Source organism: Prevotella communis (assembly GCF_022024115.1).
Lineage (GTDB): Bacteria > Bacteroidota > Bacteroidia > Bacteroidales > Bacteroidaceae > Prevotella > Prevotella communis.
In genome coordinates this window covers 3,408,294-3,426,114 of the sequence record NZ_CP091792.1, presented here as the reverse complement: position 1 = coordinate 3,426,114, position 17,821 = coordinate 3,408,294, and the positions used below count along the sequence as shown (strand labels likewise).

Below are 17,821 nucleotides of genomic sequence, written 5' to 3'. Positions count from 1 at the left end.
TCTTTTCATGAGCCTTTTTTCTTTTTCGTCTGCAAAATTACGAATAATAATTCAAATATCCATAATAAAGGGGAATCTCATTAGAAACTCCCCTTTATTATAAAAAATGGTTTGTTATTTTTATTTCCGACGTGAGTAAGCAGGTTGGTCGCTCTCTGTGTTGTTTGGCTCCTCAAGATTAGAACCTTCCTTTACTCTCTGTGCAACAGTCAGAGTAAGTCTGTCACCATTTTCTGCGTTAATGATTACATTAGCCTCACGGACATCGTCTGTTGTATTAGGTGAGGCTATAACTTTTACGCTGTGAGAATCAGAACCTGTTACCTCTGCTGTGAGCCAGTTGGCTTCTACCTTAATATTCTTGATGGCAGAAGTGAGCTCTGAGCATGTAAGTACTTTCTCTTCGCCATATCCTGAAACCTCAAGTTTCTGTGTAAACAACTTTCCTGCAAATCCAGGTTGGGTGATATTAACGATAACAGTATTCTTGTTCGCGTCTTTTACGCTAATGATGGCGATACGTTTCTCGCTGTTGGTGTTTTCTGCAATATTGACCAAAATCTTAGCAGCACCAGACTCATCATTTTTGATCTGAGTAGCTGTTACCCATGAGGCGTTGTTCTCAATGGTTTCAATGGCTGTAAGACCCTTCAATACTATTTCTTTCTGTAACTGATCAGAATTATCTAATACGACATCAATAGATGTGGTAGTAGGCTTATTGTCTTCTGCATCATCTCCGCAAGAAACAGCGAATAGAGCACCGATGGTCAAAAGTAACAATAGTTTAAACTGTTTCATATGTCTTTTTCCTTTCTTTAATTACATATTTATAATTTTCTTTCCGCTCTTGATATAAAGACCTTTCTTCTGTATCGTGTTCACACGACGGCCCTGCAAGTCGAATACGGCATTATCAGACTTGTCTGCCTTCTCAACGGCCATAATACCATCGGTATCGTTGTTGATGAAATATCTTGCACTAGCAGCCGTAGGTACTGCAAGCCAAGCCTTGTGGCCTTCAATCTGGAAAGCACCACCGTTGGCGGCACCCCAGTACCATGCAAACAGGTCTTCAAGATTGCTGCCCTTTGCACCAAAGGTCAACTTGTAGAAGCAGCAGTTGTAGTCGGCAGTAGTCATTGTTGGCTCATCACTACCGTAAAGCAGGTTGCTACCTGTATAGGTTACGTCTTCATCGCTAGGAGTGAGCGTATAGATACTAGATCCTGCTTCGCTTGAAAGGATAACAGCTGTATTTTTGGGCACAATACCATCAGTTAGCGTCTTGAATGTTAGTTTTCCATTCGTAATACCAGTTACAGTCTGTGCGGTAAGTCCTTCAGGAAGGGTATATGCAGATTGAGAATCAAAGAATGTGGCGTAGCCTTTAGAAGATGTTGTAACTTCAATATCCTCTGGATCTTCGCCTGGAGCGAGTCTGATAGAGATCTGTAAATCTGTCATCCAAACCATTCCGCCACTAAAGTCCTCGGTTTTGCTAAGTGCATAGAGACCATATATATCCATACCTGTGCTGGAGATAATCAGTCGATCCTCATTAATCTCTATAAAGTATGACGATGTTAAATCACTTGTTACGTTAGACAAGTCAGATAATGCGCCCACAGGTGTGAAGACCACCTGAGCTGTGTTTTTACGAGTCTCGTCGGTATAGTATTTGCCAAAGCCCAGAAGTTGGTCGCCACTGACAAGGGCACTTGTATACTCGTCATCGGTTTTGAATTCAGTCCACGTGTCTTCTGTTGCGGGGATTTCTGAGTTAAGTCCTTTGATGAAAATACTAGTACCGTTGATGAACGCTTTGATCTTTCCAGAGTATTTCTCTGATGGTTCAAAAGCGTCAAATGCCTTGTATTTACCTGGATGGATATAATCGGTAAAATTAGCCTGTGGTATAATATCCAGATTAGCTATGTTATAAGAAAATTCTGGTTCTGTAGAATCTTCTGCAAACAGACAGATGAAATCGTCAACGCTTATAGCGGGAATATATAGTTCTCCATTCTCAGGGAAATAGTAAGCACCAATGGTCATCTTATCATTTCGTACCACTTTTCTCTCCTGTGTCACGAGTGTTCCTAAACCATAATAATATTTCTTGCCGCTTCTGTCTTCACCGGCCTCTTTTTCTGTAGAGATTGTAAAGGTGACTGAGTCTGTTGCAATAAGCGACCCCTTCTCTTTAGCAAATTCACCTTCAATGAAGTCTAAGCCATCAAAAGGTGAGAGATATATTTTATCATCTTTAACAGCGTAACTTGCTCCTTCGTACATTGGCATTGTCAGAACGCCAGCAACTTCCGAAAAGATGTAATTATCCATAGCGTATGTAGGAATAATGTCTTCTTCGCTTAGCTCGTCAGCTCTTCTGGATACTTTGGAAACATTACTCGCATGTTGCTGTTTTGCAGAGTAGAAAGCGCTCAATGCCGCATTTCGTTCTGCAGCAGATTGAAGCACACCTTTGTTTACCATTTTCGGTAAGTTAATACTTACTCCTGTTGATTTGGCAACAGAAACAATCTCGTGCTGCCTTGCTGAAGTCGTCATTGTGATGCCAACAGCCATCATTAGTAATAATAATTTCTTCATAATAGAAAAAAATAGAAATATTGTTATTGATTAATACTATCACCGAATGGGAATGTTATCTGCTTCTCATATACTGTTATGACATTGCTGCTGTTTCCGCGCTCCTTCAATTTGATATAGCTTGGATCCTTAACATCATCAGTTTCAAGTGTAAACGTCTTGGCAGTAGTCTTGCCGCGTCCGCCAAAGGGGAAGATGGCGAAATCGAACTTGCAGTTTTCTGCAAAGAACTCACCATTGCCAATCTCGTCATACTCACCATTGAACCACATGCGTATCTGGTTAGAACCAATCAGTTCATAATCGAAGTAGGCCTCGGTGATAAATACGCCAGATGGCTCATCCTTATCAATAGGGCCAATTGTCAAACCGAATCGGTTGCGCCATGTGCCAATCACAGCATAGTATATATAGCAGTTTCCTGTGTTAAGCATTGAACTGCGGAATGTCTTCCAATAGTTCTTGGAATAAGTACCTAAGCCGTCTTCGCTGATAAACCATGCACCATCAATCAATTGCTGGTTAAGGTTCGGTGTGAACTTCTCCAAGATGATACCATTTCCGCCGTCTTGCTCGTATTTTTCGCTACCAGAAGCATAGTTGAAGCCTTTTACCGTTTTCTGCCCAAATGTGAAAGGCTCGTAGAATGTGAGGCCTTTAGGTGTGATGATATATGGTATGGTATGCTTTGTTCTGTTACCCACCGTATCAACGGTGACATAAGAGAAAACGCGGTTGCTTCTGTTGGCCTTCAGTTGCAAGGTATCTGTCCCATTAATCATGTGGTAGCTACCTTTCTGCATGACTTTTGCAACGGCGGCAACCTCTCTGAGGTATTTGGCCCATACAGAGTCTGTGATTTCTGTGGTGTCATCGGTAAGTGGTGTCATGACGATTTTTGCATCGTGCTTCTTACCACGCATCACGACAGAATCGGCAGATGCTGAGATGATACGGAACTCCAGGTCGGCACCAAATCCGTTCTCCGTCTGACTGTTGTAACCATCGTTGTTGACAGGGTCAGAGAAGTAGTGGAAGAGTTCACAGTATTCGTCGAACGACAAGACGACACCGCTACTCTGTTCCAGTTTGAAGTGGCTGACAGCTGTTGTATCCGCAGCAAACTTCTCGTTGGCAATAGTTACTTTGCCGTTCTTCTCGAATTTGCACAATACGTTGAAGCCTCCGAAATCCAGGTCTCCATACATGGTCATGGCCCATCCGTTAGGAGCTGATGTCAGGATATCCATATATTTGGCTGTGGCCTCTTGCAGACGTTCGGAAGGATCCTTCAAGTCGTTGTCGTCACTGCAGGATGTATAAACAGTCAGCGCTGCCAGCAGCAGAGTCGCTTTTAATAGTTTCTTCATCATATATTGTTTCCTCCTTCTGATTAGTCAAGTGTTCTTAAATCCATTTCCAATACCTCGTGAGAGCGGCGCAGTACAACCGTACGCAGATCGTCGAGTTCGAATCCCCATGATTCTTTCATGTATTTCTTGATGATCTCCAGCTTCTTCTCGATGGCCTCACGTCCTGTCTTATCGCTGCCTTTCTCGCCAGCTTTCAGTATCTTCTCCCAAGCTTCAGGAGTATGTGTGACGTAGGTGGCATAGATTTCAGCCATATCCTCGCGAGCCTCACCACTGGCATAGCCTGTTACGAAGCCTTCAAGGGGAGCTTCCTCATCTTTCACGTTAATCCAGTCGTTAGCATGATACTTGCCGGCAGAAACTGTATTGAATTCCATAGGATAGCTCTTGGTCTGCTGCAGGATATGCAGGAACTCGTGGTGCATCGTGTGAAAGAACCAGTAGTTCATATCAATGGGCACAGCAGCAGAATTGGGGAATGGACTGATACTGTCAATGAAGATATTGTCAATGTCCATCGCGTTGACGCGGAACAGCGTAATCTTCAAACCACCTTCAGCGGTACCCAGCACCATTGCACCATCGCTACGATACTCAGCAGAGCCGATGTACTGGAAAATACGTGGGCTGTAGCTCTTGATGAAATCTGCACCTACAACCTCTTCGTAAGCGTCAATCCAAATATGTTTCATCATCTTGGCCAGTGCCTTGACGTTTTCCATCTTGGCGGGAATCACGTTGTATTTCTGGTCAGTCTCATCGTCCTGATAACGGTAGATAATATGGATGTTGTAAGGGTCCATATAATTTTTACGCAACCAGCGGTCAAAATCAGCCGAATCGGTCTTCAAATCGTTGGCAAAGATGCTTGGCTGCTTGGGCTCGTCGTCAGAAGAGCAAGCTGTAAAGCCCAGTGCTATAGCACATCCAATCAGAAAATATGATATCTTTTTCATCTTGTTGTTCATCATGAAAATAATTAATAGACTCTTTCATTATACATTTTCGAGGTGTTGGGCTTGTTCAGGTCAGGGTTCTGTCCTGTCATATGCTCAGCACCATTGCCAGAGAGGTCGTCTGTGGTGCGGGGGTTAGCCTGCAGACCAGCCGCAATGACGTCGGTGGGCAACTGGATGGCACCACGCAGGTCACCGGCAGTAAATGTAAGAGGATCCTCGTCCTCTATGTAGTGTTCATACTCAATACCATAACGCTTCAGGTCCATGAAACGCAGGCCTTGGAGCATGTTGGTGACACGGCGCATATAAAGAATCAGCTGAATCAGATTCTCCTGAGTGCCTGCCTCAACGGTGAAGCCCTGGGGATGGAGTGTCTTCTTGATGCTTCTCTCAAACTCGCTCGCAGGGTGAACGGCAGCATACTTGATGCTGTTCATGAAAGCATTTACGCTACTTTCAGTGAAACTCTTGCGGGTTGTACTGCCATACGATTTCTCCAGGTTGGCTTCAGCCCATGTGTTCATATCAGCCAGGGCTTTTGTATACTCCTTCTTATGAGCGTAAGCCTCTGCACGACACAGAATGGTCTCGTCGCCGGTGAAGAGTACATCGACAATATGTACATAGCCGATGCCGTTTACCTTGTCGGTATATTCAAAAATCTCTTCCAGCTTTGGTTCCCTGACGATGTTGTTGTTACCATACAGACTGTGAGCCGACCAAAGCAGACTGCTGCCTGATGTGGCCGTTGAGGGATTCCAGGGAGAATAAGCCCAATAGGTGTCGTAACTCAGTACGGTCATATTGTGGGCGTAGCGCAGATAACCACCATCCAGTACACGGGCAGCGATAGAATAAGCGGGACCCATCAGGAAGTTACAGGGCTGACTTGACTGGATATACATATTGAAATAGTCGTCAACACCGGCTGCGGTATTATAGGGTTCACGCTGGCGCAGACAGTCTATAGGAGAACCACCCAGGGCCTTGGTTGCATATTCAATCACCTTGTCCCAATTCTGATAGTAGAGGTTGAAACGAGCGGCAAAGGCATAAGCAGCCTTGGTGTTGAAGTGATATTTGGGAATGTCGTAAGCGGCATCGTCAATCAGTGGCAGAGCCTCCTCAATATCAGCATTGATATGCTTATAGAGTTCAGCCAGTGTGCCGCGTTCGTAATGGGTATTCACAGACTGCTCTGGCTCCAGAGGGTAGGGCAGACCAAGATACTGGTCGGCCTTGAGTGAATCGTATGCCATGCAGAACACGGTGCTCATCTGGAACATGCTGAAAGCGCGGCACAACAGGGCCTCGCCACGCTGAGCTTTCAAATCGTCGGTATTACCCATGTCGTTAATAGCCTGAAGTGCTTCGTTAGCAGTGGCAACAGCCTTGTAATAGCCATTCCAAAGGTTACGTGGGCAGTCGTTGTCGCTGGCTGTAATGGTCTTGAAACGATACATCTCGTCCACCTGAGGAAGTGTGCTGTATTTCTTTCCGTTGTCGGTAACGTTGTCTGATGATATTTCCGATACCAGGATGGTGCTCACCGTAGGATAAGCTGAGGTGATGAGTTTAGACACCTTTGTTTTTGAATCTATGATAGCACGGTCATCGGGCAGTTTGTCCAGGTAGTCGTTACATGAGGTAACAGCTATGCTGAATAACAATAGTGCACACGTTAGTTTATTTATCTTAATCATAATCTTCTTTTCAATTATCAATTATCATTTGTCGATTCCTTTACAGTCCGGCACGGAGCGTGAAGGTGAACTGGCGAGCCATAGGAACGGCTACACCACCTGTGTTGAAGAACTCGGGATCCTGACCGTTGAGTTTGCTGTCAGAATAGATCAGGAACAGGTTGGTACCCTGCAACTTCAGGTTGAGTGAGTTGATACCCAATGGGTTTATCCATGAGGCGGGCACATCGTAAGAGAGCGAAATCTCCTTCATACGAATGAAGTCACCCTTGGCAATACGAGCCGTAGAATAGTTGTAAGCGTTATAGGCATAGCTCAGATAGGGGTCTGCCTGGTTCATACGACGGTCTGCCAGAACGGGGATGTTGGTCTTCAGTTCGTCGCCACCTACTACCCAGCGGTCATTAAACTCCTTAGGCATAGCATCCAAATCGCTGTAGCTTGACCTGAATACGGGGTCAAGGCGAACGACATTGCCAAATGAATATGAAGCAAATACATTCAGGTGGAGGTTCTTATATGTAAAGGTGTTACCCAGTGAACCGGTGATGGTGGGATCCGTAGGACCTTCATAAACCAGGTGATCGAGTGCGTAAGACTGGAAGTCGTGATCACTTGTTGTCAGGTTACCGTCCTGGTTGATGAATGTGGGAAGACCATGTTCGTCAAGTCCCTGGAAGTCAATGCTCCAGAGGGCACGGTAGGGATAGCCCACCATCGTGAAACCATTACGCTGGTACTGACCGGTGAGATAGTAGATAGGACTACGGGAATCCAGGTCGGTTACCTCTGTCTTGTTGTGAGAGAAAATGAAATCGGTGTTCCACTTGAAATCACCAGCCACAATGTTCTTGGTTGAGATGCTCAGCTCCTCACCGTGTGATTTCATTGTAGCCACGTTGGCATACTTGGTAATAGCACCGCCAACACCCGTTGTCATGCGAGGACCAATCAGGTCGAAGTTGTTACGCATCCACCAGTCGAAGGTCACGTTGATGCGGTTGTTCAGCAAACCGAGGTCAACACCTACGTTAAACTCGTGCTTCTTCTCGTATGTCAGGTCGGGGTTGCCAAACTGCTGAATGTCAAGCGCTGTCTCCTTGTCGGAAGCGAAGGGACGCCAGGGGTTCACACTCTCAATGATAACCATGGCATTGTTGACAGCAGGCTTGTCGCCAGTCAGCGAATATGACAGACGGAGCGTAGCATGGTTCAGAATGTTCTTGAAGGTATCGGCAAACCAAGACTCCTCATGTGCATTCCAAGCACCAGAGATATTCCAAGTAGGCAGCCAGCGTGCTTTGAGGCTACGGCCCAACTGGTTGCTACCCTCGTAACGTACGGTTGGGGTGATGGTGTAGCGGTGCTTCCATGAGTAGGTGGCTGTGCCGAAGAAGGCAACATTTCGCTCGTAGTTGTTGCTTACCTCGTAGTACATGTTGTTCTCCTCGCTAGCCTGCTTGAAGAAGTGGTAATCATAAGCACCGAGCATACCCATCTCGTACTGCATGCCTACACCGTTGAAATAGTTAGCGTTACGCTCAATATCGTTGACCTCCATACCACCGAAGACATTGACGATATGCTCTTCTTCCTGTCCGAAGGCATCGTTATAGCTTGCGGTAGCGCGGAAGTTCTTACTGTTCATCACGTTCTTGTATGTGCGGTAGAAACCACCCTCTGGCAATACAGAGTATTTCAGTGAGTTGGGCACATCGGGATCCTGATAGAGGAAGGGGTTGTTGTCACGCATGGTGGCATCGTCCATGGCACGGAAAGCCATAGACTGGTTTGAGTTCTCCTTGATCATGTGTGTGCGGGTAGCCACAGAATAGTTGTAGGCTCCCAATGCAGCCAGCTCCAACTGACGGATGGGCTTGTATTTCAGTTCAGCCTGGAACTTCAGGTTCACCACGTCAAGATCCATGTAGTTGTTGGCCAACTCGTTATGGATATTGAAGGGAGCATAGTTACGTGTGTAGAAGGTATTTGGATCCAGCGCACGACTCGTGTTGATAGCATACGAATAAGGGTTGATGTCGAAGTCACGAGTTACCTGTCCTGACACGGGGTCAGCGCTTTGGTTGGTGGTACCCGGAGCCTCCTGTTTACGATAGGCAGCATTGCCAATCAGGTTCAAAGAGAGTTTCTTTGACAGGTTATAGAGGGCATTGATGTTTGCAGTATAACGCTGCACCTTGCTGCGCTCAGTCCATCCTGGATCGTTCATCACAGAGAATGAAGTATAGTACTGAGCCTTATCGGTACCTGAAGACATTGAGATAGAGTGGTTCTGTGAGATACTTGTTGAGAAGAGCTCGTCAAACCAGTTGGTGTTGCGGAACTCAGCTTCCTGCAGGTAGGCATACATAGCCTCGTCGGTATTGGGCAGGAGGAACTGTCCCGTGGCGGGATCGTAGGTGTTCATCAACTGGTACATCTTACCGTAAACACCACTCTCTGAACCGCGGTAGGTGTCAGAGAATGTCAGCCAACCGGCGTTGTACATCTCTCTGTATGTGCTCATCTGCTCCTGAGAGTTCATGATGTTGAACTGTGAGTAGCTGGGCTTCAAACGCATGGTGAACTCACCTGTATAGCTGATATGTGACTGTCCGGCCTTACCTTTCTTGGTGGTTACGACAATCACACCACCCATCGCGCGCGCACCATATATAGAGGTAGCACTACCATCCTTCAAAACCTGGAATGACTCGATGTCGTCGGCGTTCAGTCCGGCAATGGCACTTGAAATCAGGGTATTGGCGTCACCACTTGACAAGGCGTCTGCGTCTACCTCGGTAACATCTTCCATTACGACACCGTCAACAACCCACAGGGGCTTTGAGGCACCATAGATAGAAGTAGCACCACGCACACGGATCTTGGGCGCAGTACCAAAGGTACCAGATACGTTCTGTACAGACACACCGGCTACACGTCCTTCCAGAGAACGTGAGATATCGGCCACACCGTCAATCTTTGCTTTCTCAGCATCAATCTTGGTGGCAGCACCTGTAAACAGACGCTTGTCCTGTTTCTGCATACCAGTTACCACAACCTCTTCGATAACCTTAGAGTCTTGAGTCATCGTGACCTTCATGCCATTCTTTGGGGCAAGTCTCTTAGTTACGTAACCGATATAACTAAATTCGAGTTTTTTTCCGGAAGGTACATCGATTGTGAACTTTCCGTCTACGTTGGTAACGACACCATTGTTGTTTCCTACAACCTTCACTGTAGCACCGATCGCGGGTTCGCCGTCATCCTGCATCACAGTTCCTGTTATCTTGTTCTGTGCGAATGCTACTCCGATTGAGAGTAATAAGGCCGTCAGGAAAACTGTTAGTCTTTTTTCCATAAATTGCTAAAAAATCAATCTTTTTACTTTGTTTTTGATTTACTACTTTTACCAGATTTAATGGTTGAGCGTGCAAAAGTAATACTTTTTTCCGGTATTTCAATAAAATTTCAAAAAAAATGCACTATTTTGCGTCATTTTTTCGTTTTTATCAACGGAAAAGTAACTATTTGGAAAGTTTTTGTTCGATTTCGGTTAATTTTGAGACTACAAAAATGTAGTCCTGCCAGTGCCCGCGAATGACCCCTTTCTGTTGTAAATCATCCATGCAATTGATAAGGGAATCCCAGAAGCCTTTCATGTTCCAGAGTATGATAGGCTTCTGATGAAACTGAAGGGTAGCCGCTGCTGCCACGGTAAAGAGTTCGTCGAGTGTGCCGATGCCGCCAGGAAGGATGATAAAAGCATCACCCTGTAGCATCATCAGGTCTTTGCGGTCCGTTAGGTTTTCTGTTGGGATATGTACGTCCAGATAGGGACTGAGTCGTCCCATCTCCTCTATTTTGCGTGGAACGACGCCGATGACTTGTCCACCAGCCTCTTTTGCTGCCTTGCTTACGGCATGCATCAAACCGGCGTCATGACCTCCAAAGACAATGGAATGGCCATTCCGCGCCGCCCAACGCCCGAGTTCTTCTGTCATTGTGAAGAACTCGGGGTCGATATTCTGGTTGGCGGAACAGAAAATGCAGAGTTTCATTTCTTGTCGTTTGTGGGGAAAATCACCTGATACTGTCCACTGAGGTGCATGAACGCGAAGAGGCGGAGCAGACCGTCATAGTAGGCATCAAAGTAGCCGTCATCGAAAGGCTCGTGCTTAGCATTCCACAGTGCCTCGATGAATTCGTTCTTCTTCTCATGCTGACAGAGCACAGAGGCAGCTGCTGAGGTGGCTACCAGTCCGATGCTATGACGCAGTTTGCGGAAGCCGCCAGCTTGCAGAATCTCATTACCCTCTGGCAGACTGCCATCTACACGGTACTGGTCTACGAAGCTGTCGATGCCCTGGCTATAGAGGAAGTTCTGTATCTTCTCGCCATACTGCTGTTGCCATTCGCGGTCGGCACAACTCCATTCATAGTCCAGCGCAATATTCATGGGTACACGCCAGGAATCGTAGCGGAAGTTATTGTTTCCATTCCTGCGTGGTGCTGCGTTCTGCTGTTGTCCCTGAGGCCTGCCTGGGAATCGCATCATTTCCATCTCGCTACCGTTGTATTGGCATTGGTCACCGTTCAATCCCGTTGTATCGTTGATGCACTTGTGCAGGAACTCACGACTTTTCTGTGCGCATTCCATCCAATAGTCGCTCCGTCCGTCGTCGGCCCACTTGGCCCATACCTCATAGAAAGCAGGGATATGGTAGCTGGGGTCGGTAAATCGCTGGCCGAAACCATCAGGGGTAAAGGTGATGAGCTTTGTCTCAGGGTCAATCAGGTACATCTTCTGCGGACCTTGCTGCTGGGGACCAAAGCCTCCGAAGCCACCGAAGCTAGGATGTGGCTCAGGTGTATATTCCTTTGGCTGGATACAGTTCAGGATATGCTGAGCCTCGGCCTTGTAGTTGATACCCGTATCATTACCCCAACGGTTAGAGGCAAAGAGGAGTGAGGTGATATAATAGAGTTCACCATCACTGGCAGCCCCATCGGCATTGCGTGTGCCGTCGGTCCTGCAGCTCCATGCGAAATAGCCCTTACGGGGACCGTCCTGATGCTGCATGTATTTCTTGCTCCAGCGCCACAGACGGTCAAAGATATCCTTCTTGTCCATCTGTACGGCAATCATCATACCGTATGACATGCCCTCTGTACGGGCATCATGGTTCTTGATATCCGAGATGTAGCCCATGGAGTCGCCTACCTCGAAATAAACCTTGTTGGGACCGTAGAACACGTCGTTGAAGACCTCCTGCAGTTTCTTGTCTACCTCCTCACGGCTATGACCTGCCTCGGCAAAGAGGTTACGGTATTGTCTGGTCTCGAAACCACCCTTGCTCCAGGGCTTACCGTCCAGGAGGTATTTGTCGATATAAGCCTGAACGATGGGATACTGAATCTGTGGTAATTGACAGTGACCGTGACCACCGATGATGTCACAGCCCATACGGTCGGCAATGCCGAATTTCTCCCATACCTTCTGGGCAGCCTGTGCCGAAACCTTCATCGAGGGGTCGGCCAGCCATTCGTAGTCGGGATTACCCAGCAACAGCAGGGCACGTGGACAAACCATGGCGCATAGTTCGTGCTGGTCGTAGGGCAGACGGTAAACGCTGTCACCATGGAAGTTCTCCTTCTGACTCTCCAGGAACCAGTGGTAGTCGGTCTTGTCGATGTCCTCCAGGTTCTTGCCAGCCAACGTTAACTCATGCGATTTGCGCCAGGCGGCAGCACCGCCTCCGCCAGGCTCCTGTGCGATAGTCAGGGCGATGCGCTCATCGAAGGCACCGCAGTAGAGTGCCATCTTTCCTGCGTAAGAGCAGCCAGTGACGCCAATACGACGGGTGTCGATCTTCGTCACCTCCGGACCCAGTTGCTGCAGACCGTCAATCAGTCGGCTCATGCCCCAGGCCCATTCGCTATAGGCACCATTATTCTTCAGTTTAGGATACAGACGGTCGAAGTTGTGCTCACCGCGTTCATGATGCTTGCCAAACTGTTTATAGTCATTGACCTGTGCCGACGAGAACGTTGTCGTGGCGATAGGCCTGTCGTCGAAAAGCTGACGGGGCAGTGCTATCATATCCGTGCCAATCATCAGCGCATAGGGTGGCTGGCCAACCTTCGGATAACGGATCTGCGACTTGAGCGTCAAGGTCTCCTTACCTACGGTGACATCGACTATCAGCGTGTCGCCCATCATACGTGCTTTCACCTGATTAGCCTTTACTGCAGGTTTCTCACCAATGCCGTAGTGCTGGATAAGCGAGCCAATCTCGTTGCGACGACGCTCCCAATCCTCAAAACTGTTGACCCCCTCAAGGGCGTTAGGCAGTTCGCGGATAACGGGTAGTTTCCCAGGCGCCGTGAATTTCTTTAACGCATAACGGCTGCCTGTATTCTCCTGATCATATACCTGTGGCTGCGCCATGGCTGCCGTAGAAAGACAGACCATGAGCGAGCCAGCAAAAAAAGTTTTTAATGGTTTCATATTTCTATTATTACATATCTTTTATTTATTGGGGACCGCCAAAGCCGCCACCAAAGCCGCCTCCGAAGCCACCAGGTCTGCCGCCTCCGAAGCCACCGCCACCGAAGCCACCAGGTCGGCCACCACCGAAACCAGGGAATTGTGGCGTCTGTTCGCGTCCTACCTCAAGGAGCATCCTGACGAGTGCACGGCGACGCTGTGTCCATGTGGGATAGTCGTCGGCACGCAGTGTGCGCATCTTGAACCCACCCATCTGCTGAGCGCCCTGCATGAAGTCCAGCGAACTTGTAGTCAGGATCAGCGGTTTCGTCTTGCCGTCGGCCACCAGACGGTCGGCAATGGCATCGGCACCACCAATCTTAAACCAACTCTCCATCGTGTCACCTTCGCCGGGAACCAATTGGATAAACGTTGGAATAGTCATGGTACGAGGCATCACCGAGGTGTACCACGCCTCCATATGGTCTAAGTCGTAAGACACCTTTCCGTGCTCAATCTCTCCCTGCGAAGCGAAGTTGAACGGTGAGTGAGGATTGTCGGCAATACTGTATTTAAAGCCCTTGTCAGGTGATAAGTACATGTTGCTGGGGTCGCAAACGGGTGTGCCGTCAACCACGAAGCAGTATTTGAACGTATCAAAGAGATAATCATTGAGGGTGATGCTCCATACACCGTCAGAGTCGCGCTTCATGTCCAGATAGTCGGGCAACATCTCGCAGTCCAGTACCACCTTCTTGGCCTCAGGAGCCTTGAAACGGAATGTGATACCCTCAGGGGTATATTCTGGAGAGATGATGGGGCGGGGGAACAGGCGTGCCATCACATTAGCAGTGAACTGCTGTTCCTTGCCTGTCTTGGCAGGAGCAGGCTGTCCGGCTTTCATCGCAGCCTCGGAAGCTTTCTTGTTGAACAGCAAAGGCAGGGTCTTGGCCAGGAAATACTTGGCGTTCATCCAGGTGTGGCCGAACTTATCCGTTGTAAACTCCTTCACGCTCTGGATACCCTTGTCGTCCAGGAACTGCATGTAGTCGCGGGCATTGCCATAGAGGAAGTCATCCGTACCCACGCCCAACCAGAACAGATGCAGTTTCTTGTTGGTATCGTTGGCTTTATCATAGACATTGGGAATGTCTGTTGATGTGAATGAACTGTAAGAGCACAGATAAGAGAACTTGTCAAGATTAGTCAGTCCGTTAAACAGCGCCTGGTTACCGCCACGCGAGAAACCGCCGATGGCGCGACTGTCGCGGTCGTTCTTGGTACGGTAGTTCTTCTCAATATAAGGCATCAGGTCGTTGATGAGGTCCTTGCTGAACACGTCGCCGCCGAAGCGTGTCTGAGGAGCAGAAGCCTCGGGACGTCCCTTCGTTGCTGCATCAGGAGCATCGGGGAGTTTCAGCTTTGAGGGATTACCATAGGGCATCACCACAATCATCTCCTTAGATTTATTCTCTGCCAGCAGGTTATCCATGATATAGTTCACGCGTCCCACCTTATAGTAAACTTCCTCAGTATCGGTAGTACCACTAATCAGGTAAAAGACGGGATATTTCTTCTGCTGGTCCTCCATATAGCGAGGGGGCAGATAGACAATCGCATTGTTGGTGGCACCCAGACTCTTGGAGTAGTAGTGCACATACTCCACACGACCGTGAGCCACGTCGCGGATGTCATGAGCCAGCGGACTTTCCTGTGAGGGAATCTCCAGCAGACTGTTCTTGAAACCTTCGTTGGGGAAATACTGAGGATTCATGGGGTCCATCACGCTGATACCGTCCACGATAAAGCAATAAGGATACATATCGGGGGCTGCAGGACCAAGGGTGACAGTCCATGTGCCGTCGGCACCGCGCGTCATCTCTTTGCGACCGGCAAACTGCACATCGACCAGCACATTCTTTGCTGAGTCGTTCTTGTATTGGAAAGTCACCGTCCCGTCGTTATTCGTACGGGGTTGCGCCATGACCGTAGCTGCACAGGTCAGGAGCGTAAACATAAGCATTGTCTTTTTCATATTGTTTTAGTTTGTAGGATTTTTATTTCACGGTAAAGTCAAATGCCTGCAGGTCCTTGTCGAGTGAAGACGTGCCATAGAGAATCTGGTAGCGACCAGGCTTTACGGCCAGTTCGTCAATCATCTCGTCGTAGTATTCAAAGGCCTCGCCATCCAGGGCGATAGTAGCTTTCTTGGTCTCTCCGGGCTTCAGTGTCAGTTTCTCGAAGCCCTTCAGTGCCTTGATAGGTGCACCTGGGTCGTCCAGACGCTTCACATAAACCTGTACGGTCTCTGTTCCTTCGCGCTTACCCGTGTTGGTCACAGGCACGGTGATGGTCACCTTGCCGTCTTTCTTCATGTTCTTAGCACTCAGTTTACCCTTGCCAGTAGCAAAGGTGGTATAGCTCAGACCATAACCGAAGGCATACTGGGGGACACCGGTGAAGTAGCGATAGGTGCGGTTCTTCATGGAATAGTCCATAAAGTCGGGCAGGTCGGCTGTTGAGCGATAGAACGTCACGGGCAGTTTTCCGCCAGGGTTGTAGTCGCCCAGCAGTACCTCAGCCAGTGCCTTTGCGCCGCCCTGACCAGGATACCAAGCCTGCAGCAATGCATCATATTCTCCCTCTACGCTACCGAATGCGATAGCAGAACCAGAGCAGTTGACAAAGATGACGGGCTTGCCGGTCTTATGCATAGCGCGTACCAGCATCTGCTGCACCTTGGGCAGTTCGATATCCTGCTTGTCGCCACCTTCTCCCTCCATACGTGCAGAGATACCGCCGATGATGATGATGGCGTCGGCCACGCTCACCTCCTTAGCCAGGTCGGTGAAATCAGCCAGTTTGCGCTCGCAGATGTCGCCACGCAACATGGCGAAGTTGCCTGTGCCGCGACGATACTCAATCACCACGTCGTAGGTCTTGCCCTTCTCCACATTGAACGACTTATAGTCGGCACCACCGCGACGTCCGAAGCCTCCGAAGCCACGACGGCCACCGCCTTTGTTCTCCTCAACTACCTGACCATTCACCTTCAGCACATAGCCGTTGTCGGTAGAGAGGGTGTATTTCATCTCGCCAGTAAAGGTAGCCTTATAGGTACCACTGATACGTACGGCTAGGTTGTCGTTGGTGATACCCTCAGCAAAGCCCCAGGCACCAAAAGTAGAGAAGTTCAGCTCCTTATAATATCCACTCTTGACGGGGTTCTCGAAGTTGGTGTTTCTGTCGTTCCAGAACTCTACCTTCACACCCTTTCCATCGTTGAATTCCTGCAGATGGTGTACGGTGGTATATTCATCATTCAGTTCACAAGCCTTGTTGTAGATGATTTTTGTGTTGGGCAGGGCGTTCCTGATGCCTTCGAGCAAAGAGTGCTGGTGGTTCTTGGTAGGCGTGCCGCCATAGTTACCGTTCAGCAGTTCTACGTCGTCGGCATTAGGACCGAGCACGGCCAGCGTCTTGATGCTCTTGGAAAGGGGCAGTATGCCACTGTTGTGCAGCAGCACCATTGACTCGCGCGCAGCTTGTGTAGCCAGTTGGTCGTGTTTCTCGCAACTGATGGTTGAGGCTGGGAGATTAGCCCAAGGCAGCATTTCGGCAGGGTCGAACATACCCAGTTCGAAGCGTCCCATCAGCGTCTTACGCAGGTGGTTGTCGAGGTCGCTCTCCTTGATGAGGCCCTTCTTCAGACCGTCGGTGAGGTTCATCATCACTTTGCCGCACTCCAGGTCGGTGCCGTTGAGCACAGCATCCACCGTAGCCGACAGAGGGTCCTTGTGGGTCTCGTGCTGACCGCGGTTAAAGAAGTTGTTGATAGCGTCACAGTCGGTCACCACCAGTCCGTCGTAGCCCCATTTGTTGCGCAGGATATCGATGAGCAGGCGGTCGCTGGAACAGCAGGGCTTGCCCTCGAAACGCTGGTAGGCACACATCACCTCCCTCACGTTGCCTTTCTTCACCAGGGCCTTGAAGGCTGGCAGATAGGTCTCCCAGAGGTCACGGTTGGTGGGCTCTACGTTCATTGAGTGGCGCAGAGGCTCTGGTCCGCTGTGCACGGCATAGTGCTTGGCACAGGCATGCGTCTTGATGTACTTGTCGTTGTTTCCCTGCATACCTAGTACGGTCTGCACGCCCAGCACGGCATTCATGTAGGGATCTTCACCACAGGTCTCCTGTCCGCGTCCCCAACGGGGGTCACGGAAGATGTTCACGTTGGGACACCAGAAAGTCAGTTCGGGATTACCAGGATAGTAGGTCTCGCCCATGCCCACATGCTTCACGCTGTGGTCAGAGCGGTTCCAGTTGGCACGAGCCTCGTCGCTTACCTGCGAGAAGACATCATACACCAGTTTGGCATTAAAGGCAGCTGCCATACCGATGGGTTGGGGGTAAACAGTATAGTCACCCTGACGCACACCGTGGCAGGCCTCACTCCACCAGTTGTACGACGGTATACCCAGTCGCTCAATGGAGATACTCTTGTTCATCATGAGTCCTACCTTTTCCTCGGGCGTCAGCATGCCCAGTAGGTTCTCTACGCGTTGGGTCCTTGGCAACTTTGTATCCTGCCAGGGATATTGCGTTTGTGCACTGACGTTTTGAATTGCAAAGGCGCATAAAGCGGCCATCATTACTTTAGTCTTCATGTTAATGCTTATA

At 48.8% G+C, this 17,821-nt stretch carries 10 protein-coding genes; all 10 read right to left on the bottom strand.

Translation table 11 applies throughout. The features are described from left to right. Nucleotides 1-120: 120 nt before the first annotated feature. The 10 genes from L6468_RS14060 to L6468_RS14015 all read right to left on the bottom strand — a co-directional run bounded on the left by L6468_RS14060 (nucleotide 121) and on the right by L6468_RS14015 (nucleotide 17,808). Nucleotides 121-783, bottom strand: a complete 663-nt coding sequence (locus L6468_RS14060) for a BACON domain-containing protein (RefSeq protein ID WP_237793682.1) — start codon at nucleotides 781-783, stop codon at nucleotides 121-123. Between the two features lie 39 nt (nucleotides 784-822). Beyond that, nucleotides 823-2,346: a hypothetical protein gene (locus L6468_RS14055; RefSeq protein ID WP_237793681.1), complete on the bottom strand. Its 1,524-nt coding sequence runs from the start codon at nucleotides 2,344-2,346 to the stop codon at nucleotides 823-825. Between the two features lie 293 nt (nucleotides 2,347-2,639). Then, on the bottom strand, nucleotides 2,640-3,989 hold the full coding sequence (locus L6468_RS14050) for a DUF4302 domain-containing protein (protein WP_237793680.1): 1,350 nt from the start codon (nucleotides 3,987-3,989) through the stop codon (nucleotides 2,640-2,642). A gap of 20 nt (nucleotides 3,990-4,009) precedes the next feature. Then, nucleotides 4,010-4,945 carry a zinc-binding metallopeptidase gene (locus tag L6468_RS14045; RefSeq protein WP_091853291.1) on the bottom strand — a complete coding sequence of 312 codons (936 nt, stop codon included), beginning with the start codon at nucleotides 4,943-4,945 and terminating at the stop codon, nucleotides 4,010-4,012. Between the two features lie 23 nt (nucleotides 4,946-4,968). Beyond that, nucleotides 4,969-6,651, bottom strand: coding sequence for a RagB/SusD family nutrient uptake outer membrane protein (locus tag L6468_RS14040; protein WP_237793679.1), 1,683 nt, complete (start codon nucleotides 6,649-6,651; stop codon nucleotides 4,969-4,971). Between the two features lie 40 nt (nucleotides 6,652-6,691). Next, the gene (locus L6468_RS14035) at nucleotides 6,692-10,012 is read right to left on the bottom strand and encodes a SusC/RagA family TonB-linked outer membrane protein (protein WP_237793678.1); all 3,321 of its coding nucleotides are present in this window, start codon (nucleotides 10,010-10,012) and stop codon (nucleotides 6,692-6,694) included. A gap of 166 nt (nucleotides 10,013-10,178) precedes the next feature. Further along, entirely contained in the window at nucleotides 10,179-10,712 is a 534-nt protein-coding gene (locus L6468_RS14030) for an LOG family protein (protein ID WP_237793677.1), read from the bottom strand. After that, nucleotides 10,709-13,162 (bottom strand): family 8 glycosyl hydrolase, encoded by a 2,454-nt coding sequence (locus L6468_RS14025; RefSeq protein ID WP_237793676.1) that lies wholly within the window; start codon nucleotides 13,160-13,162, stop codon nucleotides 10,709-10,711. The genes L6468_RS14030 and L6468_RS14025 overlap by 4 nt, the downstream gene beginning before the upstream one ends. A gap of 25 nt (nucleotides 13,163-13,187) precedes the next feature. Then, nucleotides 13,188-15,176: an alpha/beta hydrolase-fold protein gene (locus L6468_RS14020; protein ID WP_237793675.1), complete on the bottom strand. Its 1,989-nt coding sequence runs from the start codon at nucleotides 15,174-15,176 to the stop codon at nucleotides 13,188-13,190. A gap of 22 nt (nucleotides 15,177-15,198) precedes the next feature. Next, nucleotides 15,199-17,808: a glycoside hydrolase family 3 C-terminal domain-containing protein gene (locus L6468_RS14015; RefSeq protein ID WP_237793674.1), complete on the bottom strand. Its 2,610-nt coding sequence runs from the start codon at nucleotides 17,806-17,808 to the stop codon at nucleotides 15,199-15,201. Between the last annotated feature and the right edge of the window lie 13 nt (nucleotides 17,809-17,821).